The sequence below is a fragment of the Marivivens niveibacter genome, from assembly GCF_002150005.2.
In the GTDB taxonomy this organism is placed as follows: Bacteria; Pseudomonadota; Alphaproteobacteria; order Rhodobacterales; family Rhodobacteraceae; genus Marivivens; species Marivivens niveibacter.
Genome location: NZ_MSPP01000001.1, coordinates 468,956 through 495,000 on the forward strand (window position 1 = coordinate 468,956; position 26,045 = coordinate 495,000).

A 26,045-nucleotide genomic window follows, 5' to 3' on the forward strand; every position below is an offset into this window, starting at 1 on the left:
ACATGGTTGAATATTTAAACCTGTCCCAGACAGGTGAGGCGATAGTCGCGATTGCGATCGTTATCGGCATGTTCATCATGTTTTTACGCGAAACTTATCCGACCGAAGTGGTCGCGATAACGGGCGTTGCGGTCATGTTGGCGGTTGGTGTGCTGCCGTATGACGTGGCGGTTGCATCGCTGTCGAACCCCGCGCCATGGACAATTGCCGCGATGTTTATCGTGATGGGCGCGTTGGTTCGCACGGGGGCGTTGTCGCGGATGACGCAGTTTGCGCAAACCAATGCCGCAACCAATCCAAAATTAACGCTCGCAGGGTTGATGTTGTTCGTCGTTGTGGCCTCGGCGTTTGTGAATAACACACCTGTTGTTGTTGTGATGCTGCCGGTCTTTGTTCAATTGGCTGGCACGTTGGGTGTTTCTGCATCCAAACTGCTGATCCCATTATCCTACGCGGCTATCGTGGGCGGGACGACGACTTTGATCGGAACCTCTACCAACCTGCTGGTGGATGGCGTGGCGCGACAATCGGGGCTAGAGCCTTTCGGCATTTTCGAAGTGACCCCAATCGGTGTCATTATCGCGCTATATACCTTGGGCTATTTGTATTTCTTCGGTCGTCACATGTTGCCAGACCGGACCAGCATGGCGTCGATGTTGTCGAAAAATGACAAATCGAAAATGCGGTTCTTTACCGAGGCCGTTATTCCGCCGGAATCCAACCTGATCGGCCGCGAAGTGTTGTCGGTTCAGTTGTTCAAACGTGATGGTGTCCGTCTGATTGACGTTGTGCGCGGCGATGAATCGTTGCGCCGTGATTTGCAAAATGTACAGCTGCAGGTGGGTGACCGCGTGGTTCTGCGGACCCAAATCACTGAATTATTGTCGCTTCAGCGGAATAAATCCCTGCGCCGTGTGGATCAGCTATCAGCGGTTGAAACCTCGACCGTAGAGGTTCTGATCACGCCAGAATCTAAAATGGTTGGCCGCCGTTTAGGCCAGATGCGTCTGCGCCGCCGTTATGGTGTTTATGTGCTGGCTGTGCACCGCCGCGACAAAAACATTGGCCGTCAGATTGATGATTTGGTCGTGCGTGTCGGTGATACCCTGCTGCTTGAAGGTGCGCCCGAAGATGTTCAGCGTCTGGCGGACGACATGAGCCTTGGCGATGTGTCCAAACCTTCGGCGCGTGCCTATCGTCGCAACCATGCCCCAATCGCCATTGCGGCAATGATCGGCGTGGTCGCTTTGGCGGCGTTCAACGTCGCGCCGATTTTGCTGCTGGCGGTTATCGCCGTGGCTGTTGTTTTATTGACGGGCTGTATCGACGCAGAAGAGGCGTTCGAACATGTCGATGCGTCGTTACTGGCGCTGATATTCGGGATGCTCGCGGTTGGTGCTGCGTTAGAACATTCGGGCGCGGTTGCGCTCATTGGTAATGGCGTCGCGCCGTTCCTTATGGACCTGCCGCCATTTTTGATTGTGTTCTGCGTGTATACTCTGTCGATGATTTTGACTGAACTGGTGTCGAACAATGCAGTGGGCGTTGTTATGACGCCGATCGCAATTGGTCTGGGGCAGGCGTTGGGGGTGGACCCGCGTCCATTGGTGGTGGCCGTAATGGTTGCGGCATCTGCCAGCTTTTCAACGCCTATCGGGTATCAGACAAACACGCTGGTCTACGGCCCAGGCGGATATAAATTTTCCGATTTCTTGCGCGTGGGTGTGCCGTTGAATGCGTCGCTTGCGTTCTTGTGTTCGGCGATTATCCCTATTTTCTGGCCGCTTTAGGCCAGAAATGCCCCCTCAGGCTTGCAGGCAGCCCGCGCCCTGACATATAGAGACGCGAACTGTCCAAAGACATAAAACAAAGAGGTCCCCATGGCCGGCCATAGTAAATGGGCGAACATTCAGCACCGCAAAGGTCGTCAAGACGCGGCGCGTTCGAAACTGTTCTCGAAACTGTCCAAAGAAATCACCGTCGCTGCGAAAATGGGCGACCCTGATCCAGAAAAAAACCCGCGTCTGCGTCTGGCTGTTAAAGCTGCGAAATCGCAGTCGGTTCCAAAGGACGTGATCGACCGCGCGATTAAAAAATCGCAGGCAGGTGACGGCGACGATTACACCGAAATCCGTTACGAAGGTTACGGCCCATCGGGCATCGCGATCATTGTCGAAGTGATGACCGACAACATCAACCGTTCGGCATCGAATGTGCGTTCGATCTTCACCAAAGCGGGCGGTAATCTGGGCACCACCGGTTCGGTTTCGTTCATGTTCGATCGCGTTGGCGAAATCGTCTATGATGCATCCGTTGGTGATGCTGACACCGTCATGATGGCCGCCCTAGAGGCAGGCGCAGAGGACGTAGAGTCGGACGAAGAAGGTCACTGGATCTACTGCGCGATGGAAGATTTCGCAGACGTGTCGGACGCCTTGGAAAAAGAGCTGGGCGAAGCAAAAGACACCAAACTTATCTGGAAACCTCAGAACCGCACCGATGTGGATCTGGAAACCGCGCAAAAGCTGATGAAGCTAATCGACACGCTGGAAGACGACGATGACGTACAGACAGTCACCGCCAATTTCGACGTGCCAGAGGATGTCGCGGCGCAGCTGGGCTAATCACAGCAAAATCAATTCTAAACGGCGTCCATTCGGGCGCCGTTTTTTATTGTCTGGTCGAAAATGGCGCGATAGGCAGTCGTATGGAATTTTGGATTGGTCTACGTACAGGGATCGCCCTGATCTTGGCGATTGGCGCACAGAACGCGTTTGTATTGCGTCAGGGCGTGCGCCGCGAACATGTGCTGGCTGTTGTTTTGGTCTGCGCGATTTCGGACGCGTTGCTGATTGCCGCAGGTGTCGCAGGCATCGGCGCACTGGTCGAGGCCGCACCTTGGGCGCTAGAGGTGCTACGCTGGGGCGGCGTTGCGTTTTTGACATGGTACGGCGTCAAAGCGTTCCGCGCGGCCTATCTGGGCGGCGAAACGATGGAGGCCGCAGGCGGTGCCAAGGCATCCCTGAAAAAAGTCATCACGACCTGTGTCGCACTGACGTGGCTGAACCCGCATGTCTATCTGGACACGGTCGTTCTGCTAGGGTCCATTTCGGCGCAATTTCCGGGGCGTGAATGGGTGTTCGGGGCAGGGGCCATGCTGGGGTCTGTCCTGTTTTTCAGCGCGCTTGGCTTTGGCGCGCGTCTGCTGGCCCCTGTATTCCGCAACCCGACAGCGTGGCGCATTCTGGATGTGTTGGTTGGGCTATTGATGTGGTCGGTCGCGCTGAAACTGGCTTTTTTGAAAATCTGATCAAATTTTCATTGCGCCCGCCTGATCGCAGGGTCATGACTGGCGCATGACGACTCTTACAGATCAATCGCGGCCCGTTCAGGGCGTTTTATGGATGTTGGCGACGGGCCTATGCTTTGTCGTGGTGAACGGGATTGTGCGTTATTTGGGCACAGCGTTACCCGCGCCGCAGTCTGCATTCATTCGATTTTTGTGGGGGTTCGTTTTCCTGCTGCCGGTATTGGCGCCCGTGTTAAAACGCGGCCTGTCGACCGAGGCTTGGCAGCGTTTCACCTTGCGAGCTTTGCTGCATACTTTGGCCGTCAGCTTATGGTTTTACGCCATGGCGCGGATTTCTTTGGCCGAGGTGACGGCGATCGGATACCTCAACCCGATTGTTGTGACCGTGGGCGCTGCGCTGATTTTCGGTGAAGGGTTCGCATGGCGGCGCATGATGGCGATTTCGGTCGCGATTATCGGTGCGCTGGTCGTCCTACGGCCTGGTTTGCGGGAACTGTCATCGGGTCATTTTGCACAGTTGGGGGCGGCTTTGTCCTTTGGCGCGTCCTATCTGGTGGCGAAAACATTGACCCGCTACGCGCCAGCTGGGGCGGTGGTCGCAATGTTGTCTGCAATGGTCACCATCGCGCTCGCCCCTCTGGCGATATGGCTGTGGGAACCTGTGACGTTGGTTCAGGTGCTGTGGCTGGGCGGGGTCGCGGCCTTTGCCACGGCGGGGCATTATTGCATGACGCGCGCCTTTGCCGCCGCGCCCATGACCGTGACGCAGCCCGTGACGTTCCTACAGCTGGTTTGGGCCAGTTTGATGGGTTGGATCGTGTTCCACGAATCCATTGACCCCTATGTGCTGCTGGGCGGCGGTATGATTATCGCGGCGATCAGTTACATGACCATCCGCGAGGCGCAGCTGCGCCGCCGCATTACCCCAGCGCCCAATCAGGCGAAAATCTGATCAGTTGATCGTGACCGTTTGGGTCAACGCACCCGTGCCGCGATCATAAATCAGGATCGTATCGGCGTCCGTTGTCACCGCGAACCAATCGGTGCCTTGGGTGAAGCTGACGGCGGAAACACCGTCTGGCAGGCTAATTTGTTCGGGCAAGGGCAAAGGATCTGCGTTCAAACGGATGACAAGCGTCAGAATAAGGACTACGAACCCCGCAATCATGACCACGGCCATCGCAGTCACCAGACGTTTCAAATACGTCACCAGCGGAGGGTCGATTTCGTTTTCAGGAGCCTGATCCATGGCCGAGACCTTTGTCGAATTTATCATCGCGGAAAACCCGCCTGCGCGCCTTGATAAGGCTCTTTCGCGCGATGTACCAGCAGAGGCTGACCTAAGCCGGTCGCGTTTGTCTAAACTGATCGAACAGGGCGCTGTTCTGGTGAACGGTGCCGTCGTCGAAAACCCGCGCCACAAGGCCGAAGAGGGCGACCAGATCAAAATCACGGTCGAGGTCGCCATCGAAAGCCATATCGAAGGTGAAGATATTCCCCTGAATGTGGTGTACGAGGATGACGACCTGATCGTTGTCGACAAACCCGTTGGCATGGTCGTGCATCCGGCACCCGGTACGCCGAACGGCACGTTGGTGAATGCGTTGATCCATCATTGCGGAGATAGCCTGTCGGGTGTTGGCGGCGAAAAACGCCCCGGTGTTGTCCATCGCATCGACAAAGACACCAGCGGTCTGATGGTTGCCGCGAAATCGGACAAGGCGCACCACGGGCTGGCCGCGCAGTTCGAAAAACACACTGTAAATCGTCGCTATCTGGCGGTCTGCTATGGTGCGCCGGATCAGAATGACCCGCGTATTCACGGCATTCGCGGGACGAATTTTGAATCGGGCAATATCCTGAAAATTCAGACGTTCCTTGCCCGTCATAAAACTGACCGTCAGAAACAGGCCGTTTATTTTGATACAGGCCGTCACGCTGTGACCCGCGCGCGGATCGTGCAGGATCTGGGCACGCCGCCCGCCGCTGCGCTGATTGAATGTTGGTTGGAAACGGGCCGCACGCACCAAATTCGCGTTCACATGGCACATGTTGGCCATTCTTTGATCGGCGATCCCGTCTATGGCGGCAAACGCAAGATGAACACCCGATCAGTCGGCGAAAAAGGCGCTGCGGCCGCCGCGGCATTCTCGCGTCAGGCACTGCATGCCGCGACGTTGGGTTTTGAACACCCAGTCACTGGCGAATGGTTGGAATTTGATTCCCCGTTGCCTGCAGATATGGCCGAATTGGTTACTGCTTTGGGCGGCGAGGCTTGATCCAAATGCGTGTTGTGATGTAACCTATGGTGGCAGAACGCCGGGGCCACGGCGCTGTGAACATTCGGAACATTATGACAAATACCTTGATGCGGTTTGCTCATCTAGAGCAGCGTTTAAAGTGGATGGCCTTTGCCCTAGGGCTAGGCAGCGCGGTTTGCGTGGTTTTCGACAATCAATTGGGCGCAATGCTGCTTAGCCTGCCATTCTGCCTGATCTGGATTTATTGCGCGTGGCTGCACGGTGAACGGCAGCTGAAATATATCAACATGCTGTTTACGGCTCTCTATATTTACGGGCTGTGGCGGTATTACGATCTGCATCTAGCTGCGCTGTAATAAAGGTTCCCATGTGCGTGAAAGCGCGCAAAATCCACTGGCACAGCGACGGAGCGGCGTTACATTCCCGTATAACTGTTAATTCGGATCTCTTGAAACGGGGTCTGGGCGTTCCTATTTGGAATGTTAAGCCCTTAAACATTATAAGAAAGGGGATTGGGAATGAGTAATTATCAAAACCTTCCGGCACCGTCTCCGGAACAGGGTTTGAACCGCTATCTGCAGGAAATTCGCAAATTTCCTATGCTGGAACCCGAAGAAGAATACATGCTGGCCAAACGCTGGGTCGATCACGAAGACAGCAATTCGGCCCATAAACTGGTGACATCGCACCTGCGTTTGGCCGCCAAAATCGCCATGGGCTATCGCGGCTATGGTCTGCCGCAAGCCGAGGTGATTTCCGAAGCAAACGTTGGTCTAATGCAGGCCGTCAAACGGTTCGATCCAGAAAAGGGTTTCCGTCTTGCGACCTACGCAATGTGGTGGATCCGTGCGTCGATTCAGGAATATATCCTGCGGTCATGGAGCCTAGTGAAACTGGGCACGACATCCGCGCAGAAAAAACTGTTCTTTAACCTGCGCAAAGCAAAGAACCGCATCGGTGCGTTAGAGGACGGCGATCTGCGTCCTGAAAACGTGAAAAAGATCGCCACAGATTTGGGCGTGACCGAAGACGAAGTGATTTCGATGAACCGCCGTATGTCCGGCGGTGACGCATCGCTGAATGCTACGGTTGGGTCGGATGACGAAGGTTCGGCGCAGTGGCAAGACTGGCTCGAAGATGAAGATGCCGATCAAGCTGCAGATTACGAAGCGCGCGATGAATTGGACACGCGCCGCGAATTGCTGGCCGAAGCCATGTCCGTGCTAAATGATCGCGAAAAGGATATTCTGGTTCAGCGCCGTTTGTCGGACGAAACCGTTACCCTAGAGGATCTATCGGGCCAATACGAAGTCAGCCGCGAACGTATCCGCCAGATCGAAGTCCGCGCCTTTGAAAAGCTACAAAAAAGGATGCAGGAATTGGCAGTCGAAAAAGGGCTGCTGATCCAAGCAGAATAAAACCAAAGGCGGCCACCTGTGCCGCCTTTTTTAATCGATAATCGGCTTATTCAGTTGTTGCCGGTCTTATTCCTGCCTAGCCTTCGCGCGTGGGTAGGAACAGGAGATTGCAAAATGAAACCGGTCAAATGGGGCGTTTTGGGCGCCGCTAAATTCGCGCGTGAACACATGGCCCGCGCGATTCATGCCGCAGAAGGCGCAGAGTTTTATGCAATCGCGACGTCATCCGAGGATAAAGCTGCGCCGTTTCAGGCATTTCAACCAAATCTAAAGGTGTTTACGGACTACGATCAGCTGCTTGCCGATCCAGACATCGACGCAGTTTATATTCCGCTGCCCAATCATTTGCATGTGGAATGGACGATCAAGGCGCTCGAGGCGGGTAAACATGTTTTGTGTGAAAAACCCATCGCTATGGGCGAGGCGGAGTTTGATCGTTTGATCGCTGCGCGCGACAGTTCAGGAAAATTCGCAGCCGAGGCGTTTATGATTGCGCATCATCCGCAATTCACCCGTGCCAAAGAGGTACTGCAGTCGGGCGTTTTGGGCGATCTGGTGCTGGTCGATACTGTGTTCAGTTTCAATAACGGCGCAGACAAAGACAATATTCGCAATCGTCCCGAAACGGCTGGGGGCGCGCTGGGTGATATCGGTGTCTACGCCTTTGGGTCGGTTCGATTGGTGACGGGCGAAGAACCCGTCCAGATCCGCGCCGCCAACATCCGCCGCGAAAATGGCGTGGACGTATTCTCGCAAACCTTGGCAGAGTTCCCATCGTTCGATTACCAAGGCACTGTGTCGATGCGTATGGCAAACCGCCAGCATCTGACATTCCACGGCACCAAGGGCCACATGACCCTATCTGCGCCGTATAACGCAGGCGTTTATGATATTGCAGAGCTGACGGTGGAAGCGCCAGCAATGGAACGGCACGTTGAACGCTGGCCTGCCGTTAATCACTATGTCCTACAGGTACAAAATTTCTGTGCGACAGTCCGTGAGGGCGCTGAATATCCAGTTCCGTTGGAGTTTAGCCGTGGCACGCAGGCAATGACCGATATGGTGATTGATAAAGAACACAAAGCCTGACACTGACAACCGGTATCGCTTTGGCCAACTGCGACCCAAGTTATTGGGTCGCGATCAGCCGAGGGTCAGTTTAACCGTGCACGCAATACGCGGATCATATTTCCGCCCATAACTTTTGCGATCTGGTCGTCCGTCAGGCCCGCATTAATCAATGCGTGGGTCAGCGCGGGCAATTCGGATGTGTCAAACGCGGTTTCCACTGATCCGTCAAAGTCAGATCCCAGTGATACGTGATCTTCGCCGACCTCGGCGATGGCGGTCGTGATCATTTTGGCGATTGCATCTGGGCTAGGGTGTTCGCAGACAACATCAGCCCAATACCCCATGCCAATCACGCCGCCGGTCGCTGCAATGTCGCGCATCAGGTCATCGGGGAAATTGCGCTTTACGGGGCAATGGCCATGCACGCCTCCGTGGCTAACAATGATCGGTACATCTGTCATTTCCAGCACATCACGGGCGACTTGCTCCGAGCTATGGGCAATGTCGATGATCCACCCTTCGGTCGCGGCGCGGGCAACGACTGCACGTCCAAAATCCGTCAGGCCTTTGTTGCCAACGCCGTGCAAAGACCCGCCCAGTTCATTGTCAAAGAAATGCTGCAACCCGATCAATCGATAACCTGCGTTCCACAGAACGTCCATGTTGTCGATATCGCCCTCTAACGGGTGCGCGCCTTCGATGCCCAAAATGCCTGCCGTTACATTAGAACCCGCGGTGCGGTCGGCCAGTACCGCGTCTAGGCCGGCCTCATTGGTGACAATGCGCAACGCATCTGGCGCGCGGTGTTCGAAACGGTGCAGCTTTTCCGACTGATACACCGCGCGTTCCAACAAACTATTCCAAGTGCGCAAGGGCCACAGCTGCCCGATGGCAAGCAGGGTTATGTTATCGAACGCATCATCGCTGTTTTCATCGTAATTCTGACCAGCTGGGGATTTCGTGACGGCGGTGAAAACCTGAACAGCCACGTTGCCTTCTGTCAGGCGGGGTAGGTCGACCTGACCGTAATCACCACGTTTTGTCAGGTCGCGATTCCACAGCAAACTATCCGCATGCCAGTCACCGACAATTAGGTTTGCGTGCAATTCGGCGGCCTGCGGCGATACGGGGTAGGGATCGTGCGCGATGACATTGTTACGGCCTTTTTCCACTATCTTTGGCGCGAAAATGAAAAAGGTTGCGGCCGCGATGACGATGAGGCCAAAGACAGCGGCTAAGAATTTTTTGAACATTGATAATTCCCCTACCTATGACCTCAGACTGGCACGAGTTAGGGATTCTTTCCAATAGGCTGCGTGACGTCAGCCCAAATGCTCCATGGGGCTCCATGCGGTCACGACAGAGGTTTCGGCCGACCAAGCATAAAAGCTACCTGCGGTGTCTGGCGATATATCTATGCCCGTTAATTTGCTGCGCAACACAGTGCCGACATAGGGGTGGCCGATAAACAGTGTGTTGTCGGGCGCGGTACGCATGATGGCTGATACCTCGGCGACGATGCGGGACTGTAGATCGGTGTCGTCGTCCGAAACTTCATTCAAACGCGGTCGGATCAGGATCGGGCAGCCCAATGCGCCCGCGATGATCGCGCCTGTTTCTACGGCTTTGGTTTCGGCGCTGGTGACCACCTGTTTGATATGGGCCACTGCGCCTGACTGAACGATGTCCTGCGTCCTGTCCCGCCCACGCTGCGACAAACGCCATAGGGCGGGATCGCAGGTGGGGTCTGGTGTCACCTCTGGGTGGGACAGGTAGTAGAACATAATATCTAAATCGGCCCCGAGGGTCGGGACCGCCCATTTTAGTTTTCCATGGCCTCCAGTTCGTCGATCATACCTTCGATCATCGACAAACCTTTGGACCAGAACGCAGGATCCGACGCGTCCAAACCGAATGGTTCCAACAGATCCTTGTGGTGTTTCGATCCGCCCGCTTTCAGCATTGCAAAGTATTTGTCTTTGAATTCTTCGCCGGACTGTTCGTACACAGCATAAAGTGCGTTCACGAGTCCATCACCGAATGCATATGCGTACACATAGAACGGAGAATGGACAAAATGCGGGATATACGCCCAGAATGTTTCGTATCCGGGCATAAACTCGAACACGTCACCTAGGCTTTCGCCCTGAACGGACATCCACAGATTGTTGATGTCGTCGGGTGTCAATTCACCTTGGGCGCGGGCGGCGTGCAGTTTGCATTCGAAATCATAGAACGCGATCTGACGGACGACCGTGTTGATCATATCCTCGACCTTGCCAGCAAGCAGGACCTTTTTCTCAGTCTCGGATTTGGCGTTTTTCAGCAGCGCACGGAAGGTCAGCATTTCGCCAAACACCGATGCCGTTTCGGCCAGCGTCAGCGGGGTCGACGACAGCATTTCACCTTGTTCCGCGGCCAACACCTGATGCACGCCATGACCCAATTCGTGGGCCAGAGTCATCACATCGCGCGGTTTGCCCAGATAGTTCAACATCACATAAGGGTGCACGGTGGTGACCGTTGGGTGCGCGAATGCGCCTGGCGCTTTGCCCGGCTTTACAGGGGCGTCGATCCAACCTTTTTCAAAGAACGGTTTGGCAAGATCAGCCATGCGCGGATCGAAATCGCCATAGGCGTCCATGACGATCTTTTCGGCCTCGGGCCAATCAACGATACGGTCCGTTTCGATTGGCAGAGGCGCGTTGCGGTCCCAGACCTGCATTGTGTCTAGGCCCAGCCATTTGGCCTTTAGTTTGTAATAGCGATGGGACAGGCGCGGATAGGCGTCGACCACGGCGTTGCGCAGGGCTTCGACCACTTCGGCTTCGACGTGGTTGGATAGGTGGCGGGCCATCTGCGGGGTTTCAAATCCGCGCCAGCGGTCCTCGACCTCTTTTTCTTTGGCTAGCGTGTTGTGAACGCGAGCAAAGGTCTTGATGTTCGCGCCAAAAACGCGGGCCAGTTCGCGGGCCGCGGCTTCGCGTTTGGAACGGTCCTGTTCGGACAGGAAATTCAGCGTGCCTTCGATATTGTGTTCGGTGCCATCGACGGTGAACGTCAGGCCAGCGATGGTTTCATCGAACAGTTTGTTCCACGCCGTCGAACCAACAACCGAATTGTCGTGCAGGAATTTTTCCAACTCGTCCGACAGCTGGTACGGTTTCATCGCGCGCATACGGTCTAGCACGGGGCGATAGCGCGCCAGTTGTTCATTTTCCGACATCAGCTGCGCATAGCGGTCATTGTCGATGCGGTTGAATTCCAGCGACCAGAACACCAGCGGGGTTGTGTAGGTGGTGATTTTGTCCTGACAGTCGGACATAAATTTCGCGCGGTCGGCGTCGGTGGTCAGTTGGTAATACCGCAGGCCCGCATAGGACATGATGCGCCCAGCCACGGTGTCGATACGTTCATAGCGCAGGATCGCCTCTAGCAGGTCAGAGGAGCCCAGATCAGCCAGTTTGCCTTCGTAATCGGCGGCAAAGGATGCGCAGGCCTGTTCCAGCCAATCCATATCGCGTTTGAATTCGGCGCTATCGGCAGCGGGGTACAGATCGGTCAGATCCCATTCGGGCAGGTCGCCCAGATCAGCGCCGCCATTCGCATTCGCGTCCCACAAAGGCTGTTTGGTAAACATTGTTGCGTCCTTTCAAATCGTCTTGCCACAACAGATAGTGCGGCAAGGGGCGGGATGAAAGGTTTAGCTGGCGTGAGCGCGGAAATGTTCGGCGATACGGTCGAATGCATCGGTGCGGATTTCGGGGCGTTCCATCAGGATTTCGTGCAGGCCGCCGTCATATTCCACCAGCGCCTGACCCGGCCATTTACTGGCGACATGGCGCACGCATTTGGAGTCGACGATTTTTTCGTCGCTGCCTAACAGGACAATCGCGGGGGTATCCGGCGCGGGCATGGCCCGCAGTTTGTACATTTCGTTCAGCGCCTGAAACAGCCATCCAAATGTGGGGCCGCCAAGTGCTAAATCGGGCTGTGCGCGCAACTGATCGCGCATGTAATTGTACATATCTTCGTCAGTCGTCAGGTTATTACCCGCAAACGGGTTGACGGCGACATAGGTGTCTTCGGATTGACCAAAGGCCAAAGTGCCGTTGATCCCCAAAGGTCGCGCCATTGACGATATGGCCCATGCCACAGGGCGAATGGCCGCGCCCAGATTGATACCCCACATCGGGGCCGAAAACGCGGCGGCGCATACGGGCAGGGCGTTGTGCAACGCCCGCAGGCCAATGCAGCCGCCCATCGAATGCCCGATCAGGAAAAACGGTTCGGGCAATTTGATACGGCGGGCATAATCCACCATCGCCTGCACATCGCGCTGATAGTCTGTGAAACGGTCCACGTGACCCAACATGCGATTGTCCAACAGACGATCTGCAATGCCCTGACCACGCCAATCAATGGTCAGCACGTTAAAGCCGCGATCGGTCAAAGACACGGCATCGCGGCCATATTTTTCAATGTATTCGGTGCGCCCTGGAAATAGCAGAATCGTGCCAATCGCGTTGTCGGTCGTCCAGTGGGCCACGCGTACGCGCACCCCGTCGGACGTGGTCAACCATTCGGCGTGACCACCGTTTGGGCCTTGGGCGATGTCTGCGAAATAGGGCGCGCCGGACATTAGGCCAGAACGCCTGCCAGTTTCATCGCGGTGCCCATGTCGCCGTCGACGGACAGTTTACCGGTCATGAATGCGGTGGTTGGGTTTTCTTCGCCTTCTAGAATGGCTTGGAATGTTTCTGCGGTCGCAGTCAGGGTCACATCGGCATCATCGTCGCCTGCATGTACGCCAGCACCGTCGATCATGATCGCGCCTTCGCCTTCGATTACGAATTTCGCCGATCCGTCAAAACCGCCGTCGATTTTTTCGCCCAACGCTTCGACTGCTTTAGTCACGATTTCGCTCATTTGACTTCCTCTCTTCGATGTTTGTACGCCGCCACTGGTGGTCAGCGCATTTTACGCTACATTCATGTTATGGGCACGATTACGCAAACGTACAAACCTATCGTTACGGCATTCGCAATTGTCATGGGCGGCAGCCTAGCTGCTTGGGCGCAGACGGCAACCGTCGACGATCTATTTGAACGTCTACAAGATGCGGAAGAGGCAGAAGTATCACGGCTCGAATCGCAAATCATGACAGAGTGGAGCAAATCTGGCTCTCCTGCGGTCGATTTTCTGCTGCAACGCGGGCAAGAGGCGATTGGGGCGGGCGATTTCCCGACCGCTGTGGACCATTTTACCGCTGCGATAAATTATGCCCCTGATTTTGCCGAAGCTTACAATGGTCGTGCAACGGCGTTTTTCATGATGGGGGAATTGGGGCCGTCAATTGATGATATTCGTCAAACGCTTGTACTCAATCCACGTCATTTTGGGGCGCTTATGGGGTTTGGCGCTATCCTAGAGATGGTGGGGCAGCCTGATCGGGCTCTTGAAGTTTACGAGAAAATTCAGGACATGATCCCCGAGGATCCAAACGCCAATGCGGCGATTGATCGTTTAACACTAGACTTGCAGGGTCAGACGCTCTGATCGCTGTTCCAATCGGGGATAGGCACCATGGACGCGCGCGTCACGGCTGTATTGGGCCCGACCAATACCGGTAAAACCCACTACGCCATAGAACGGATGCTGGCCTATCCAACGGGCATCATCGGCCTGCCGCTGCGGTTGCTGGCGCGCGAAGTCTACGACCGCATTGTCGCCATTCGCGGCCCGTCTGTTGTGGCGCTGATCACGGGCGAAGAACGCATCATGCCGCCTCGCGCCAAATATTGGGTCTGCACAGTCGAAGCGATGCCCGAAGGCATGGGCTGTGATTTCCTAGCCGTCGACGAAATTCAGCTATGTGCCGATCCCGAACGTGGCCACGTGTTTACGGACCGATTGCTGAACGCGCGCGGGCTAAAGGAAACGGTGTTCCTGGGGTCTGACACCATGCGTCAGGCGATTGCGGACAACGTGCGCGATGTTCAGTTCATCCGTCGCGAACGCATGTCCACGCTGACCTACGCAGGTTCGAAAAAGATAAATCGAATGCCCGGACGCACCGCAATCGTCGGGTTTTCTGTTGAAAATGTATATGCCATCGCCGAACTTCTGCGCCGTACCAAAGGCGGCGCTGCGGTGGTTATGGGCGCTTTGTCGCCGCGTACGCGCAACGCGCAGGTCGATATGTATCAGAACGGGGATGTCGATTATCTGGTGGCGACTGACGCCATCGGTATGGGTCTGAACCTAGACATCGATCACGTTGGATTTTCCGCGCTGACCAAATTTGACGGACGGCGGATGCGGTATCTGGAGCCGGACGAATTGGCCCAGATCGCAGGCCGCGCAGGGCGACACATGTCACACGGCACATTCGGCGTCACGGGCGAGGCGCACGAACTGGACGAAGCCGTGGTTGCCGCCATCGAAAACCACCAATTCAAGCCCGTCAAAAAACTGCAGTGGCGCAACGGGCGTCTGCAATTTGGCAGCGTGGGGCGTTTGATCCAGACGCTGGAACAACGCACCGATGACCCATGGCTGACCCGTGTTCGCGAATCCGACGATCTGGCCGCGCTGAAAAATCTGTCTAACGATGCCGAGGTTATGGCTCGTGCATCTGATGGCCAGTCTGTGCGTTTGCTGTGGGATGTTTGCCGAATCCCTGATTTCCGCGGGATCAGTCAGGGTGAACATGCGAACCTTTTGCGCGACATTTTCGGATTTTTGCACCAACATGGTCACGTTCCCGAAGATTGGTTCGCCCGTCAGGTGAAACGCATTGATCGCAAGGATGGTGATATTGACACATTATCCAAACGATTGGCCTTTATCCGCACTTGGACCTATGTGGCTCAGCGTAAAGGGTGGTTAAAAGACGAAAACCATTGGCGCGATGCGACTCGCGCTGTAGAAGACCGATTGTCAGATGCCTTGCACGAAGGCCTGACCCAAAGATTTGTGGACCGGCGGACGAGCGTTCTCCTTCGCCGGCTCAAGCAGAAGGAGGGCCTTGTGGCCGAAGTAAACGATCAGGGTGAAGTGACTGTCGACGGCGAATACGTCGGCAAGTTGGAAGGTTTCCGTTTCCGCATGGACAAAACAGGGAGCCCCGATGAGGCGAAAACCCTGCGCCAAGCGTCCGTTCAGGCGTTGGCGCCGCAGTTCCATCTGCGCGCGGACCGTTTCTATAACGCGCCGGACACCGAAATTGACTACACCGAACAGGGTGGTCTGATGTGGGGTGAACACGCAGTTGGTAAGCTGGTCGCGACGCAAGACCCGCTGAAACCGCAAGTTCAGGCGTTCGTCGATGACGAAGCAGGCGACGACGTGGCCCAAAAAGTCCAGCGCCGTTTGCAGCATTTCATCGACCGCAAAATTGCGGCGCTGTTTGAACCGATGCTGAACATGCAGCGCGACGAAGCGCTAGCCGGTCTGGCCAAAGGTTTTGCCTTCCGTCTGGTCGAAGGTTTCGGTGTGATTTCGCGCGGCGAAATTGCAAGCGAAGTCAAAGAATTGGATCAGGATGCTCGTGGCGCGCTGCGCAAACACGGCGTTCGTTTTGGCCAGTTCACCATCTTTATGCCTTTGCTGTTGAAACCTGCGCCGACCCGTTTGCGTCTGGTTCTGTGGTCGCTGGCAAATAAACTGGATGAATTCCCCGAAGCTCCGCCCCCAGGTCTGGTGACCGTTCCTGCGATTTCGGACATGCCTCAGGGCTATTTCACAATGGCAGGCTACCGCGCCGCTGGTGAACGCGCAATCCGCATCGACATGCTGGAACGTCTGGCTGACATGCTGCGCGACAAAGACAGCCGTGGTGGTTTCGAAGCGAACCCAGACATGCTGTCGATCACAGGTATGACGCTGGAACAGTTTGCTGATCTGATGCAGGGCCTAGGCTACCGCGCAGAAAAAGGCGAACGCACCAAGGTAAAAGCCGTTGATCAGGTTGTTCCTGCGGCTGCTGGTGGCGACGAAACCGCCGCTGCAGATAGCGTTCCTGTTGCTGATGCGATCATCGACGAAGGCGTTGCGCCAATTGCTGAAACCCCAGCAGAAGACGGGCCAGCAGAACCAGTTGCTGAAGTTGCAGAAAACGAAACCGCTACCGGCGCTGCCGCTGATGCGGGCGTTGAAACGGCTGAAACCGAAGTGTTCTACACCTTTACTTGGGGCGGACGTCAGGGCGGCAACAACCGCCGTCAGGGTGGCAAACCCGCTGGTAAACCACGTCAGGGCGGTAAACCGAGCGCGAAGGGTAAAGGCAAAGGTCCAAAGGGCGGCAACAAAGCCAAATCCTTTGAGGCGAAACCAAAGCGGGAAAAACAGATTGATCCTGATAACCCGTTTGCCGCTGCATTGTCTGGTTTCAAAGCCAAATAATGGACGACACACGCCCCACGATCCGGGTTGATAAATGGCTATGGCATGCGCGTTTTTTCAAGACGCGCACGCTGGCTGCCACGATTGTCAAACAGGGCAAGGTGCGTGTGGACAGCAATCCAATCAGTAAACCGGCCCGCACTGTCGGGCCGGGTGACGTTTTGACCTTTGTTCAGGCGACCAACGTGCGCGTAGTGCGAATCTTGGATATTGGTGAACGCCGCGGCCCAGCCCCCGAAGCGCAGGCGCTGTACGAAGATTTATCTCCGCCAGAAGAGAAATCCGTAGAAAAAGCTTCTAAAAATCCATCATTTGATGGGAAAGGACGCCCAGGAAAGCGCGAGAGACGGAACATGGCGTCGCATCTTGGGGGCGATGGGCCATTCGGGCTTGAATGATTGTGCCCACAGGTCTAGCTAATGGCCCGAACAAATTAGGACCGCCCACATGACTTATGTCGTTACCGAAAACTGTATTGCCTGCAAATACACGGACTGTGTCGAAGTTTGCCCAGTAGATTGTTTCTATGAGGGTGAAAACACATTGGTGATCCATCCTGACGAATGCATCGACTGCGGCGTTTGCGAACCTGAATGCCCTGCCGATGCGATCCGTCCGGACACCGAACCAGACATGGAAAAATGGGTCGAATTCAACCGCAAGTATTCGGAAATGTGGCCGGTCATCACAGCCAAAAAAGACCCGCTTCCGACCGCCGAAGAAATGGACGGCAAACCAGGCAAGCTGGAGCTGTTGTCCGAAGTGCCAGGCGAAGGCGATTAATCTGATTCGATTGTAATACGAATCTAGGACGGCTCTGATGCTTCAGGGTCGTTTTTTCGTTGAAAACCACGGTTTTCGGGCGAATCGATGCCGTACTTCCACGAGGCGCATTTTTGTGGTATGACTACATCAATGTTGCCGAAAAATTGACCCATCCCAGTTCACCAGACACCCCGACGGAGGCGTAGTGCCCCGCCGGTTTTATTGTCTTTTGGGGCGGGTTTCAGAGGAAGGATAATCATGACTAAATCGAACGACTTCAATCCTGATGATTACGTTGTTTACCCAGCTCACGGTGTGGGCCAGATCGTTTCGATCGAAAAGCAAGAGGTTGCTGGCTTTGAGCTAGAGCTTTTCGTGATTTCCTTTGAAAAGGACAAAATGACCCTGCGCGTTCCTACGAACAAAGCAGAAGAAGTCGGTATGCGTGGCCTGTCGTCGCCTGACGTTGTGGCGCACGCGATGAAAACCCTAAAGGGCAAAGCCAAGGTCAAAAAGGCCATGTGGTCGCGTCGCGCACAGGAATATGAACAGAAAATCAACTCGGGCGATCTGATCGCAATTGCCGAAGTTGTCCGCGACCTGCACCGCGCAGACGATCAGCGTGAACAGTCCTATTCCGAACGTCAGCTGTACGAAGCTGCGCTGGAACGCCTGACTCGCGAAATCGCTGCAGTTGGCGGCAATGACGAAAAAGAAGCTGCGAAAGAAATCGACAGCGTTCTGGTCAGCCGCGCAGCGTAATCTGCGACACATCCAAAAAGAAAGCCGCGCTAATCTAGCGCGGCTTTTGTTATTTTGGCGGGCGCTTATAGGGCGCGCCAGCCGATGTCGTTGCGATAGAACCCTTCGGGCCAATCGATCTGTTTGATCATCTCGTAGGCTTTGGCGTGGGCTTCGGCCAATGTCGCGCCGCGCGCGGTGATGTTCAGAACGCGGCCACCCGTTGCGGTGATATCGCCGTTCGATTCCGTGGTGCCCGCGTGGAACGTGTAGGCATCAGTGGTTTCTGGCAGAGCAGCCAGACCGCGGATAACGGTCCCTTTTTCGTACGCACCCGGATAGCCGTTCGACGCCATAACGATGGTCATTGCGTGATCGTCAGCCCATTGAGCCTGAACTTGGTCCAGACGGCCTTCGGCGCAGGCCAGCATCAGATCCAATGCTTGACCGCCCAGACGCATCATCAGCACCTGACATTCAGGGTCGCCAAAGCGGCAGTTGTATTCGACCAGACGTGGTTGGCCGTCTTTGATCATCAGGCCCGCGTACAGGACGCCCTGATATGGCATGCCCTGTTTCGCCATTTCGCGCATGGTCGGAATGACGATTTCGTTCAGCGCTTTGTCCGCGATTTCGTCGGACAGGACAGGAGCAGGGGAATAGGCACCCATGCCGCCAGTGTTCGGACCAGTGTCGCCATCGCCCACGCGTTTGTGGTCTTGGGCGGTGCCGATCGGCAGCACGTTTTCACCGTCAACTAGGATGAAATACGATGCCTCTTCGCCTTCCATGAACTCTTCGATCACGACTTCGGCGCCAGCGGATCCGAATTCACCGCCGAACATATCGTCGATGGCGTCTAGCGCGTCTTGTTCGTTCATCGCAACGATCACGCCTTTGCCTGCGGCCAGACCGTCAGCTTTGACAACGATTGGGGCGCCTTGTTCGCGGATATATGCCTTGGCTGGTTCAGCTTCGGTGAAACGGGCGTAAGCGGCGGTGGGGGCGTTTGCGGCGTCGCAGATCGCTTTGGTGAATGCCTTGGATGCCTCTAGCTGGGCGGCAGCTTGGGATGGGCCGAACACGGTCAGGCCAGCGGCGCGCAGTTGGTCGGCAACGCCAGCAGCCAGAGGGGCCTCTGGGCCGATGATCACGAAATCAATGGCGTTTTCTTCGGCAAAGGTTGCAACCGCATCGCCCGACAGGATGTCGATGTTTGCGCATTCCGCAATCGATGCGATCCCTGCGTTTCCGGGTGCCACGATCAGGCGATCACATTTCGGGTTCTGTTTTACAGCCCATGCAAGGCTGTGTTCACGCCCGCCGCTGCCTAGAATCAGGATGTTCATGGTGCCCTCCGCTTGGCCTTTTGTTTGCGGCGTTCTAAGGTTGGTAGGCAAATATAACAAGGCCGACCGACAATGGATCTGTTTGAAGACCCACAAGACAACGCACACGAGTTTTCCGTTTCCGAAATTTCGGGGGCAGTAAAGAAGACGTTAGAGAACGAATTCGGCTTTGTTCGCGTCCGCGGAGAGGTGGGCCGCGTGGTCATTGCGCGCACAGGTCATATGTATTTTGACCTCAAAGATGATCGTTCTGTTTTGGCGTCGGTCAGTTGGAAAGGGCAGGTAGCCAAACTGGCCCACCGTCCTGAAGAGGGGATGGAAGTCATCGCCACAGGCCGTTTGACGACATTCGGGCCGCAGTCGAAATACCAGCTAAACGTCGAAGACGTGCGCCCCGCAGGGGCTGGCGCGTTGATGGCGATGCTGGAAAAACGCAAGGCCGCGCTGCAGGCCGAAGGTCTGTTCGCCCCCGAACGCAAACGCCCGCTGCCGTATTTGCCCGAAATCATCGGTGTTGTGACGTCGCCCACAGGTGCCGTTATCCGCGATATTCTGCACCGTTTGCGGGATCGTTTTCCGCGCAAGGTATTGGTCTGGCCCGTTGCCGTTCAGGGCCGCGATTGCGCCGCCCAAGTCGCCCACGCGATCGAAGGGTTCAACCGCCTGACGCCCGGCGGCGCACTACCGCGTCCTGACGTGATCATCGTCGCCCGTGGCGGCGGCAGTATCGAAGACCTCTGGGGCTTTAACGAAGAAATCGTTGTTCGCGCGGCGGCCGCATCGCAAATCCCGCTGATTTCGGCGGTGGGGCATGAAACGGATACGACCCTGATCGATTATGCGTCCGACCTGCGCGCGCCGACGCCAACGGCTGCGGCCGAACATGCGGTGCCCGTGCGGTTAGAGCTGATCAACTGGGTCGATAATAAGGGCGCGCGCCTGTCTCGTGCTGCGACGCAAATGGTGGGGCTGCGCCGTCAGCGGCTAAATGATCTGTCCCGCGCATTGCCCCGCAAAGAGGAATTACTGGACACCCCGCGTCAGCGTTTGGACATGTTGTCGGAAAAACTGGATGGGGCGCTGCGCGGCTATACGGCCCGCAAACGGATCGCGCTGACCGAAACGGCGGGGCATTTGCGCCCCAGCCTGTTGTCGGTGCGTGTGGGCAATTTCCGCAGAACCGTTGATGATCGTGCCGCGCGTCTAAAACCAGCGCTATCCCGCAGCGTGGCGACCGTGCGCCGCGATGTCGATAAAATGCAGGCCGAACGCCGATTGTCGGATGGATGGGCGCGTATTGTCGAGCGTCGCAAATCACAGCTGGATAGCCTTGCGCGGTTGCATTCGACGCTGGGGTACAAGGCGACGCTGAAACGAGGCTATGCGGTTGTGCGCAGCGGTGATGCGATTATCACCGACACGAAATCGGCAAAACAGGCGGGCAGCCTAGAGATCGAATTCGCAGACGGAAAATTCGCGGTTGGCGGCGCTGCGCCGAAGGCCAAAAAGGTCAAAACCGACGACGGACCAGATCAGGGCAGTTTGTTTTAGGAATTACATTCCAAAATTATCACAAACCAACTCGCGGTTGATCGGGCTAAGCTGATATATGCCACCGCTATCGTCGTCCTGTAGGATGGCCAGCGTATTGGCGCCTTCGGCGAAATACAGCCAGCAATGCGGATCGGGATCAAAATCATAGACGAAGCAGATGGATGGCCCTTCGGCGTACCATTTGCCTGCTTCGCATTGGCCGTCGCCCCAGCTCCAAATCACTTTGTTATCGGGCAAATATCGTTCGATGCCATAAGGCGCAGAGCCAACGTATCCAAAATCAAAGGTTTCACCCAAAACCCGCGCTTCAAATTCGGACGGTGTCAGGGGTGATTGTGCGACAAGCGGCGTTGCCAAAATGGACAAAAACAAAGCGTAAACTCTCATGCGCGCAATATCGGCGAACGCGAGAGGCTGCGCCAGAGTTTTCTGATTAAAGTGCGGTTTCCTGCCATTTCGCGACACGTGGATTCATCACACGGCGCCACAGCGGCGGAACCAACGCGACACACGCCATAACAGGTAGTGATCTTGGCAGCATTGGCGCGTCAGGCAATTGCAAGGCAGGGTAGATGGTCATGGGTGATACATGGTGATCTGAATGGCGCGGCGCATTCAACATGAGCGCCGAAGAAAACCAATGCGGACTATTCCAGCTGTGTTTGGCAGCAATAGGTTCGGGTTTGCCGGCATCATCAACCATGCGGGTCAGGCCATAGTGCTGAACGTAATCTGACAGCATAAGCTGGATCTGGGCAAAAAACGCTAAGGCAAGATAGGCCCCGATCCCCGCTGCGCCGCCAATGGCACCTGCGATGCAGACCATCGCAATTGCGCCGCCAATGTAGGTAACGAATGGATGGGACCATTTTGGCTTGCCTGCTCGGACCATTCTTTTTGTTTCTGCTGCATAGGATTTGCGCACAGACCCGCGCCATGCGCGACCAAAGAAACGATAAAAGCTTTCGTTCAGGCGCGAAGTGTTCGGATCGTTTTTTGTGCCGACATGTATGTGATGCACTAAAACATGGGCGGATGTGTGATGACCAAACAGTACCGAAATATAGGCCCATTTGCCCAAATGGCGCAAAAAACGGCTGGAGCGGTGAATGAGTTCATGTGCGTTCGAATTGCCGACCTGCCCGATATACAGGCCCGCAGCGATAAACACGCCAATTTTGGCGGGCACGGCCAGATCAGAGGTTAGGGCGAACACGGTCGCAGCGATGATAGCGAATTGCCCAAGGGCGATGGTGGTGGACAGGGCGTTTGCCACTGGAAATTCTGCGCCTGATGTGGCTGGCGTAACGCGGTCCACCCATTCGTCCAAGACGGCTGTCACGACTGTCATGTACAATGGCGCGGTCAACGCCCAAACCCCGCCAGAAAATGCGGCGATCAGAATTAAGGGTATTGGAATAAGCGTCGCAGTTGCAAAAAGGATCATCGGCGGCATTGGAAGCTCCTGTCGGGGCAGAGTTTAGTGGGCGCAGACGGGGCTTTCCATCCTTTGGCTTAGGTATTAGGTGATAAGAAAGCTTTGCAAAGGCCAATTCATGTCGTTTTTCAAAAAACTCCGCGATCGTCTTACCAAATCTTCGTCAAAGTTGGACGAAGGGTTAGAGGCCATCGTCGAGGAAGGCGCGGATGCTGCGCCGGACGAACCCGATGTCGCAGTTGATTCCGCGCCAGAGCCCGAGCGCGTAGAGGTTGATGTGACCCCCATCGCGATTGAGGAAACCGTTGAGGATGAGGCCCCGAAGAAGGGCATTATTGATCGGTTGGTGGGGCGCGATACATCCCCGCGCCGCGTTTTGGACGACGAGATGGTCGAACAGTTGGAAGAGCTGTTGATCAGCGCGGATATGGGCGTGGATACGGCCCTTCGCGTGACGTCGAATATGGCTGAGGGGCGTATCGGCAAAAAGCTGTCTGTGGATGAGATTAAATCGCTGCTGGCCGAAGAGGTTGCGCGGATCATGGAGCCTGTGGCGCGGCCATTGCCTTTGTATGCAAAGAAGCCTCAGGTTGTTTTGGTTGTTGGCGTGAATGGCGCAGGCAAGACCACGACCATCGGTAAATTGGCGAGCCAGTTCCGTGCGGCAGGGAAATCCGTTGTGATTGCCGCGGGCGATACATTCCGCGCGGCTGCGGTAGAGCAGCTGCAGATTTGGGGCGAACGCGCGGGCGTGCCTGTGTTGACCGCGCCCGAAGGGTCGGACCCTGCCAGCCTTGCGTTTGATGCGATGACCAAAGCGCAAGAGGACGGCGCGGATCTGTTGATGATCGACACCGCAGGCCGTTTGCAGAACCGTCAGGACCTGATGGAAGAACTGGCCAAGATCGTGCGGGTTATTCGCAAGAAAGATCCCGATGCGCCGCACAACACGTTGTTGGTGCTAGATGCGACTACAGGCCAGAATGCGGTTAATCAGGTGGATGCGTTCCAGAAATTGGCGGATGTGTCTGGTCTGGTCATGACGAAATTGGACGGCACGGCAAAGGGCGGCGTTCTGGTAGCGCTGGCGGATAAATTCGGTCTGCCTATCCACGCGATTGGCGTTGGCGAACAGATCGACGATCTGGCTCCATTCGATCCCGAAGATTACGCGAACGCTTTGGTCGGGCGCGGGTAATGAAAGCGAAACAGCATGGGTGAGTGGCTCGTCTCTGTTTCGGGCACCCCGTTTGGTGCCCATCTGGCGACTATTCTGGCGCTGACGGCGGCGATTGCTCATGCCGTGTTCGGTGCGCTGCAAAAGGGCAAACACAACCCTTGGGTGGCGCGCGGGTCGATTGATCTGTGGTTCACAATCCTGTCCGCGCCTTTCGCGCTGTTCGTCTTTCCCTTGCCCGAAGGCGACATGTGGCTGATCCTGGTCGGGGTCGTCATCATCCATTTTATCTATAAACTGCTGATGGCGCTGGCCTATGAATACGCGGCCTATACGGTCGTTTATCCGGTGGTGCGGGGTACGGGGCCACTGATCACGGTTATCTTTGCGTCCATTGTGTTTCACGAACCCTATTCGTTTATGCAGTGGGTCGGCGTTGGCTGTTTGTCGGGCGGTATTTTGCTGCTGGCGCTACGCAATCTGGCCGAAGAAACGATTGCAAAACAACGGGTCAAGATCGCGCTGATCTGGGCGGCGCTGTGCGGTGTGATGGTGGCGGTCTACACGACCTATGACGCGTGGGGCATCCGTCAGGCGGCGGATCCGTTCACGTTCCTTGCGTGGTTCTTTTTCCTAAGCGGTATCGACATGCCGCTGATTGCCTATGTGAAAACGCGCCGTTCTGGGCTGAAGGTCGATTTGGCGCCTTTGATGTGGCGCGGGGCGCTGGGCGCGGTGATCGGCTGGGTCAGCTTTGGCGGCGTGATGATCGCGACTCGTTTGGATAAAGTCGGCGAAGCCGCGGTTCTACGCGAAACGTCGACCGTCTTTGCGGCCTTGATCGGGTGGTTTATTTTAGGCGAAAAGGTCGGGCCGCGGCGTTTGTTCCTGATGGCTTTGATCGCGCTGGGCGCCGTAATTGTTGAGGTAGGTGGCTAAATGGCTGAAAAACAAATCAATCCGCTGTTGAAACAGGTGCTGGAACTGGGCCCAACGGTCGCGTTTTTCCTGCTGTACGTTAAGATCAAGGATAACACCTATACCTTTGCGGGCACCGAATATTCGGGGTTCATCGTTTCGGCCGTTGTGTTTATCCCGATCCTGCTGGCCGCAATGGGCGCGCTGTGGGTTCTGACGGGGAAACTGTCGCGGATGCAGGTGTTTACCGCGTTCATGGTGATCTTTTTCGGCGGCCTGACCGCATGGTTCAACAACGAGGCGTTTTTCAAAATGAAAACGTCTATCGTCTACGGGCTATTTGCGCTGCTGCTGGGGATTGGCCTGCTGCGCGGTCAAAGCTGGCTGGAATATGTGATGGGCGAACTCCTACCGATGGAGCGCGAGGGCTGGATGATCCTGACCCGCCGTCTGTGCGCGTTTTTCGCGGCCCTAGCCGTAGCCAACGAAATCATTTGGCGGACGCAGTCGGATGAATTGTGGGTCACGCTGGAAACCTTTGTGTTCCCAGCGGTCATGTTCCTGTTTTTGTGGTCTCAGATCGTGAGCCTGCAAAAATACCTGATCGAAGAGCCTACACAATAAAATCGGCCGCGATGCGCGTGTCGCGTAGCGGGCGGACGATATCGATGGATTCTTGATACAATGGGTGCGCCTTGTAGGCGGCCAATTGGTCTTCGTCTTCAAACTCCCCGTAGACAACAAAGTCCGGGCCGTCTGGGCTAATCGGGTCTTTGTTCATGTTGTACCGGATTTCCAGGCGGATACTGTGCGGAATGGTTTCCAGACGTTTCAGGCCATTGAAAATCGTTTCCCGATATTCGGGTTTCTGAGCGGTGAAAAAGACGATGTGACGGATCATTGTTGTTTGAACAGGCGTTCCATTTGTTCTTTGGTGTAACCCTTCTGGCGCAGTTCGTTGGCGAGTTCCATCCCCCTTTTTACCGCAGGGCGGGCAGCCAACCGATCCAGCCACGCGGCAAGGTGTGGTTTGTCATCTAGAGTTTGCTGCTGACCTTCCCAACCTGCGGCCCATGGATAAATTGCGATATCCGCGATGGAAAATTGGCCGCAAACATAGTCGCGCCCGTTCAGACGTTTGTTCAGCACGCCGTATAGGCGCCCAACTTCGTTGCGATAACGGTCTTGGGCATAGGGCAGGACGTGGGGCGGATCCATGACGGGGGCGTATTTCAGGAAATGATGCGCTTGGCCCGCCATAGGGCCCACGCCGCCCATTTGCCACATCAGCCATTGGTCAATTTCAATCCGGTCGCGTTCCGTGCTGCCGTACAATTGCCCTGTCTTGCGGGCGAAATACTGCAGGATCGCACCCGATTCAAAAATGGAAATCGGTTCGCCGTCTGGGCCATCTGGGTCGATGATCGCGGGGATGCGGTTGTTTGGTGCGATGGCCAGAAAATCGGGCGCGAATTGGTCGCCTGCGCCGATGTCAATCAGGTGGGCCTGATAGGGTAGGGACAGTTCCTCTAGCAGGATGCTGATCTTTTTGCCGTTGGGCGTTGGCCAGTAGTACAATTCAATTTCAGACATCGGGCACCTAATTCATAGCTAGGTGGAACAATGGGGTTTTGTCT

Annotated in this window: 28 protein-coding genes; 17 read left to right on the top strand and 11 right to left on the bottom strand. The window is 55.8% G+C overall.

Annotation, left to right across the window (positions count from 1 at the left end):
- Window positions 1-2 precede the first annotated feature (2 nt).
- The 4 genes from BVC71_RS02385 (at window position 3) to BVC71_RS02400 (ending at window position 4,262) form a co-directional block, all read left to right on the top strand.
- Window positions 3-1,790, top strand: coding sequence for an SLC13 family permease (locus tag BVC71_RS02385; RefSeq protein WP_086450030.1), 1,788 nt, complete (start codon window positions 3-5; stop codon window positions 1,788-1,790).
- Window positions 1,791-1,880: 90 nt separating this feature from the next.
- The gene (locus BVC71_RS02390; RefSeq protein ID WP_086450031.1) at window positions 1,881-2,624 is read left to right on the top strand and encodes a YebC/PmpR family DNA-binding transcriptional regulator; all 744 of its coding nucleotides are present in this window, start codon (window positions 1,881-1,883) and stop codon (window positions 2,622-2,624) included.
- A gap of 83 nt (window positions 2,625-2,707) precedes the next feature.
- Entirely contained in the window at window positions 2,708-3,310 is a 603-nt protein-coding gene (locus tag BVC71_RS02395; protein ID WP_086450032.1) for a LysE/ArgO family amino acid transporter, read from the top strand.
- A gap of 46 nt (window positions 3,311-3,356) precedes the next feature.
- Window positions 3,357-4,262 carry a DMT family transporter gene (locus tag BVC71_RS02400; protein WP_240516754.1) on the top strand — a complete coding sequence of 302 codons (906 nt, stop codon included), beginning with the start codon at window positions 3,357-3,359 and terminating at the stop codon, window positions 4,260-4,262.
- On the opposite strand, the gene BVC71_RS02405 is transcribed toward BVC71_RS02400, so the two are convergent.
- On the bottom strand, window positions 4,263-4,559 hold the full coding sequence (locus BVC71_RS02405; protein ID WP_086450033.1) for a DUF6476 family protein: 297 nt from the start codon (window positions 4,557-4,559) through the stop codon (window positions 4,263-4,265).
- Here BVC71_RS02405 and BVC71_RS02410 point away from each other — a divergent pair.
- The 4 genes from BVC71_RS02410 (at window position 4,558) to BVC71_RS02425 (ending at window position 8,078) form a co-directional block, all read left to right on the top strand.
- Entirely contained in the window at window positions 4,558-5,589 is a 1,032-nt protein-coding gene (locus BVC71_RS02410) for an RluA family pseudouridine synthase (protein WP_086450034.1), read from the top strand. The two genes, BVC71_RS02405 and BVC71_RS02410, sit on opposite strands and share 2 nt — an antisense overlap.
- Before the next feature lie 74 nt (window positions 5,590-5,663).
- Window positions 5,664-5,927, top strand: a complete 264-nt coding sequence (locus BVC71_RS02415; protein ID WP_205905946.1) for a peptidase — start codon at window positions 5,664-5,666, stop codon at window positions 5,925-5,927.
- Between the two features lie 162 nt (window positions 5,928-6,089).
- Window positions 6,090-6,989: an RNA polymerase sigma factor RpoH gene (rpoH, locus tag BVC71_RS02420; protein WP_086450035.1), complete on the top strand. Its 900-nt coding sequence runs from the start codon at window positions 6,090-6,092 to the stop codon at window positions 6,987-6,989.
- Window positions 6,990-7,103: 114 nt separating this feature from the next.
- Window positions 7,104-8,078, top strand: coding sequence for a Gfo/Idh/MocA family protein (locus BVC71_RS02425; protein ID WP_086450036.1), 975 nt, complete (start codon window positions 7,104-7,106; stop codon window positions 8,076-8,078).
- A 65-nt stretch (window positions 8,079-8,143) separates the two neighbouring features.
- On the opposite strand, the gene BVC71_RS02430 is transcribed toward BVC71_RS02425, so the two are convergent.
- The 5 genes from BVC71_RS02430 to BVC71_RS02450 form a co-directional block, all read right to left on the bottom strand.
- Window positions 8,144-9,313, bottom strand: coding sequence for a dipeptidase (locus BVC71_RS02430; RefSeq protein ID WP_086450037.1), 1,170 nt, complete (start codon window positions 9,311-9,313; stop codon window positions 8,144-8,146).
- 69 nt (window positions 9,314-9,382) lie between these two features.
- Window positions 9,383-9,844 carry a histidine phosphatase family protein gene (locus BVC71_RS02435; RefSeq protein ID WP_086450038.1) on the bottom strand — a complete coding sequence of 154 codons (462 nt, stop codon included), beginning with the start codon at window positions 9,842-9,844 and terminating at the stop codon, window positions 9,383-9,385.
- Between the two features lie 38 nt (window positions 9,845-9,882).
- Window positions 9,883-11,700, bottom strand: coding sequence for a M3 family oligoendopeptidase (locus tag BVC71_RS02440; RefSeq protein WP_086450039.1), 1,818 nt, complete (start codon window positions 11,698-11,700; stop codon window positions 9,883-9,885).
- 63 nt (window positions 11,701-11,763) lie between these two features.
- Window positions 11,764-12,702, bottom strand: a complete 939-nt coding sequence (locus BVC71_RS02445) for an alpha/beta fold hydrolase (RefSeq protein ID WP_086450040.1) — start codon at window positions 12,700-12,702, stop codon at window positions 11,764-11,766.
- Window positions 12,702-12,989 (bottom strand): SCP2 sterol-binding domain-containing protein, encoded by a 288-nt coding sequence (locus BVC71_RS02450; protein WP_086450041.1) that lies wholly within the window; start codon window positions 12,987-12,989, stop codon window positions 12,702-12,704. The genes BVC71_RS02445 and BVC71_RS02450 overlap by 1 nt, the downstream gene beginning before the upstream one ends.
- 69 nt (window positions 12,990-13,058) lie before the next feature.
- On the opposite strand from BVC71_RS02450, the gene BVC71_RS02455 reads away from it, so the two are divergent.
- The 5 genes from BVC71_RS02455 (at window position 13,059) to BVC71_RS02475 (ending at window position 17,993) form a co-directional block, all read left to right on the top strand.
- Complete coding sequence (locus BVC71_RS02455; RefSeq protein WP_240516755.1) at window positions 13,059-13,619, top strand: tetratricopeptide repeat protein; 561 nt, start codon at window positions 13,059-13,061, stop codon at window positions 13,617-13,619.
- A gap of 27 nt (window positions 13,620-13,646) precedes the next feature.
- Entirely contained in the window at window positions 13,647-16,466 is a 2,820-nt protein-coding gene (locus BVC71_RS02460) for a helicase-related protein (RefSeq protein WP_086450042.1), read from the top strand.
- On the top strand, window positions 16,466-16,864 hold the full coding sequence (locus BVC71_RS02465; protein WP_165767707.1) for an RNA-binding S4 domain-containing protein: 399 nt from the start codon (window positions 16,466-16,468) through the stop codon (window positions 16,862-16,864). Before BVC71_RS02460 ends, BVC71_RS02465 begins: the two co-directional genes overlap by 1 nt.
- A gap of 49 nt (window positions 16,865-16,913) precedes the next feature.
- Window positions 16,914-17,249 (top strand): ferredoxin FdxA, encoded by a 336-nt coding sequence (gene fdxA, locus BVC71_RS02470; protein ID WP_086450044.1) that lies wholly within the window; start codon window positions 16,914-16,916, stop codon window positions 17,247-17,249.
- Between the two features lie 240 nt (window positions 17,250-17,489).
- Window positions 17,490-17,993, top strand: coding sequence for a CarD family transcriptional regulator (locus BVC71_RS02475; RefSeq protein WP_086450045.1), 504 nt, complete (start codon window positions 17,490-17,492; stop codon window positions 17,991-17,993).
- Window positions 17,994-18,058: 65 nt separating this feature from the next.
- On the opposite strand, the gene purD is transcribed toward BVC71_RS02475, so the two are convergent.
- On the bottom strand, window positions 18,059-19,321 hold the full coding sequence (purD, locus tag BVC71_RS02480) for a phosphoribosylamine--glycine ligase (protein WP_086450046.1): 1,263 nt from the start codon (window positions 19,319-19,321) through the stop codon (window positions 18,059-18,061).
- A gap of 72 nt (window positions 19,322-19,393) precedes the next feature.
- On the opposite strand from purD, the gene xseA reads away from it, so the two are divergent.
- Window positions 19,394-20,872 (top strand): exodeoxyribonuclease VII large subunit, encoded by a 1,479-nt coding sequence (xseA, locus tag BVC71_RS02485; RefSeq protein WP_086450047.1) that lies wholly within the window; start codon window positions 19,394-19,396, stop codon window positions 20,870-20,872.
- Window positions 20,873-20,875: 3 nt separating this feature from the next.
- Here the strand turns inward: xseA and BVC71_RS02490 are convergent, their stop codons facing one another.
- Window positions 20,876-21,247 carry a hypothetical protein gene (locus BVC71_RS02490; RefSeq protein WP_165767708.1) on the bottom strand — a complete coding sequence of 124 codons (372 nt, stop codon included), beginning with the start codon at window positions 21,245-21,247 and terminating at the stop codon, window positions 20,876-20,878.
- Window positions 21,248-21,308: 61 nt separating this feature from the next.
- A complete protein-coding gene (locus BVC71_RS02495) occupies window positions 21,309-22,331 on the bottom strand; it encodes an alkane 1-monooxygenase (RefSeq protein ID WP_240516756.1) in 1,023 nt (340 codons plus the stop codon).
- 100 nt (window positions 22,332-22,431) lie between these two features.
- Between BVC71_RS02495 and ftsY the strand changes: the two genes are divergently transcribed.
- From ftsY to BVC71_RS02510, 3 genes are read left to right on the top strand one after another with little or no spacing between them, the layout of a single operon-like run.
- A complete protein-coding gene (ftsY, locus tag BVC71_RS02500) occupies window positions 22,432-23,511 on the top strand; it encodes a signal recognition particle-docking protein FtsY (RefSeq protein ID WP_086450050.1) in 1,080 nt (359 codons plus the stop codon).
- A 15-nt stretch (window positions 23,512-23,526) separates the two neighbouring features.
- Window positions 23,527-24,429 (top strand): DMT family transporter, encoded by a 903-nt coding sequence (locus tag BVC71_RS02505; RefSeq protein ID WP_086450051.1) that lies wholly within the window; start codon window positions 23,527-23,529, stop codon window positions 24,427-24,429.
- A complete protein-coding gene (locus tag BVC71_RS02510) occupies window positions 24,430-25,032 on the top strand; it encodes an inner membrane-spanning protein YciB (protein WP_086450052.1) in 603 nt (200 codons plus the stop codon).
- On the opposite strand, the gene BVC71_RS02515 is transcribed toward BVC71_RS02510, so the two are convergent.
- On the bottom strand, window positions 25,022-25,309 hold the full coding sequence (locus BVC71_RS02515; RefSeq protein ID WP_086450053.1) for a Dabb family protein: 288 nt from the start codon (window positions 25,307-25,309) through the stop codon (window positions 25,022-25,024). The two genes, BVC71_RS02510 and BVC71_RS02515, sit on opposite strands and share 11 nt — an antisense overlap.
- Window positions 25,306-26,001: a glutathione S-transferase family protein gene (locus tag BVC71_RS02520; protein ID WP_086450054.1), complete on the bottom strand. Its 696-nt coding sequence runs from the start codon at window positions 25,999-26,001 to the stop codon at window positions 25,306-25,308. Before BVC71_RS02520 ends, BVC71_RS02515 begins: the two co-directional genes overlap by 4 nt.
- Window positions 26,002-26,045: the final 44 nt, after the last annotated feature.

What these genes read in the sequence shown, in the direction of transcription:
- purD (WP_086450046.1), bottom strand. Translation starts at nt 19,321, where the DNA reads ATGAACATCCTGATTCTAGGCAGCGGCGGGCGTGAACACAGCCTTGCA.
- BVC71_RS02505 (WP_086450051.1), top strand. Translation starts at nt 23,527, where the DNA reads ATGGGTGAGTGGCTCGTCTCTGTTTCGGGCACCCCGTTTGGTGCCCAT.
- BVC71_RS02520 (WP_086450054.1), bottom strand. Translation starts at nt 26,001, where the DNA reads ATGTCTGAAATTGAATTGTACTACTGGCCAACGCCCAACGGCAAAAAG.
- BVC71_RS02495 (WP_240516756.1), bottom strand. Translation starts at nt 22,331, where the DNA reads ATGCCGCCGATGATCCTTTTTGCAACTGCGACGCTTATTCCAATACCC.
- BVC71_RS02400 (WP_240516754.1), top strand. Translation starts at nt 3,357, where the DNA reads ATGACGACTCTTACAGATCAATCGCGGCCCGTTCAGGGCGTTTTATGG.
- BVC71_RS02460 (WP_086450042.1), top strand. Translation starts at nt 13,647, where the DNA reads ATGGACGCGCGCGTCACGGCTGTATTGGGCCCGACCAATACCGGTAAA.
- BVC71_RS02515 (WP_086450053.1), bottom strand. Translation starts at nt 25,309, where the DNA reads ATGATCCGTCACATCGTCTTTTTCACCGCTCAGAAACCCGAATATCGG.
- fdxA (WP_086450044.1), top strand. Translation starts at nt 16,914, where the DNA reads ATGACTTATGTCGTTACCGAAAACTGTATTGCCTGCAAATACACGGAC.
- BVC71_RS02425 (WP_086450036.1), top strand. Translation starts at nt 7,104, where the DNA reads ATGAAACCGGTCAAATGGGGCGTTTTGGGCGCCGCTAAATTCGCGCGT.
- BVC71_RS02445 (WP_086450040.1), bottom strand. Translation starts at nt 12,702, where the DNA reads ATGTCCGGCGCGCCCTATTTCGCAGACATCGCCCAAGGCCCAAACGGT.
- ftsY (WP_086450050.1), top strand. Translation starts at nt 22,432, where the DNA reads ATGTCGTTTTTCAAAAAACTCCGCGATCGTCTTACCAAATCTTCGTCA.
- BVC71_RS02430 (WP_086450037.1), bottom strand. Translation starts at nt 9,313, where the DNA reads ATGTTCAAAAAATTCTTAGCCGCTGTCTTTGGCCTCATCGTCATCGCG.
- BVC71_RS02395 (WP_086450032.1), top strand. Translation starts at nt 2,708, where the DNA reads ATGGAATTTTGGATTGGTCTACGTACAGGGATCGCCCTGATCTTGGCG.
- BVC71_RS02435 (WP_086450038.1), bottom strand. Translation starts at nt 9,844, where the DNA reads ATGTTCTACTACCTGTCCCACCCAGAGGTGACACCAGACCCCACCTGC.
- rpoH (WP_086450035.1), top strand. Translation starts at nt 6,090, where the DNA reads ATGAGTAATTATCAAAACCTTCCGGCACCGTCTCCGGAACAGGGTTTG.
- BVC71_RS02390 (WP_086450031.1), top strand. Translation starts at nt 1,881, where the DNA reads ATGGCCGGCCATAGTAAATGGGCGAACATTCAGCACCGCAAAGGTCGT.
- BVC71_RS02440 (WP_086450039.1), bottom strand. Translation starts at nt 11,700, where the DNA reads ATGTTTACCAAACAGCCTTTGTGGGACGCGAATGCGAATGGCGGCGCT.
- BVC71_RS02465 (WP_165767707.1), top strand. Translation starts at nt 16,466, where the DNA reads ATGGACGACACACGCCCCACGATCCGGGTTGATAAATGGCTATGGCAT.
- BVC71_RS02415 (WP_205905946.1), top strand. Translation starts at nt 5,664, where the DNA reads ATGACAAATACCTTGATGCGGTTTGCTCATCTAGAGCAGCGTTTAAAG.
- BVC71_RS02450 (WP_086450041.1), bottom strand. Translation starts at nt 12,989, where the DNA reads ATGAGCGAAATCGTGACTAAAGCAGTCGAAGCGTTGGGCGAAAAAATC.
- BVC71_RS02410 (WP_086450034.1), top strand. Translation starts at nt 4,558, where the DNA reads ATGGCCGAGACCTTTGTCGAATTTATCATCGCGGAAAACCCGCCTGCG.
- xseA (WP_086450047.1), top strand. Translation starts at nt 19,394, where the DNA reads ATGGATCTGTTTGAAGACCCACAAGACAACGCACACGAGTTTTCCGTT.
- BVC71_RS02385 (WP_086450030.1), top strand. Translation starts at nt 3, where the DNA reads ATGGTTGAATATTTAAACCTGTCCCAGACAGGTGAGGCGATAGTCGCG.
- BVC71_RS02475 (WP_086450045.1), top strand. Translation starts at nt 17,490, where the DNA reads ATGACTAAATCGAACGACTTCAATCCTGATGATTACGTTGTTTACCCA.
- BVC71_RS02405 (WP_086450033.1), bottom strand. Translation starts at nt 4,559, where the DNA reads ATGGATCAGGCTCCTGAAAACGAAATCGACCCTCCGCTGGTGACGTAT.
- BVC71_RS02510 (WP_086450052.1), top strand. Translation starts at nt 24,430, where the DNA reads ATGGCTGAAAAACAAATCAATCCGCTGTTGAAACAGGTGCTGGAACTG.
- BVC71_RS02455 (WP_240516755.1), top strand. Translation starts at nt 13,059, where the DNA reads ATGGGCACGATTACGCAAACGTACAAACCTATCGTTACGGCATTCGCA.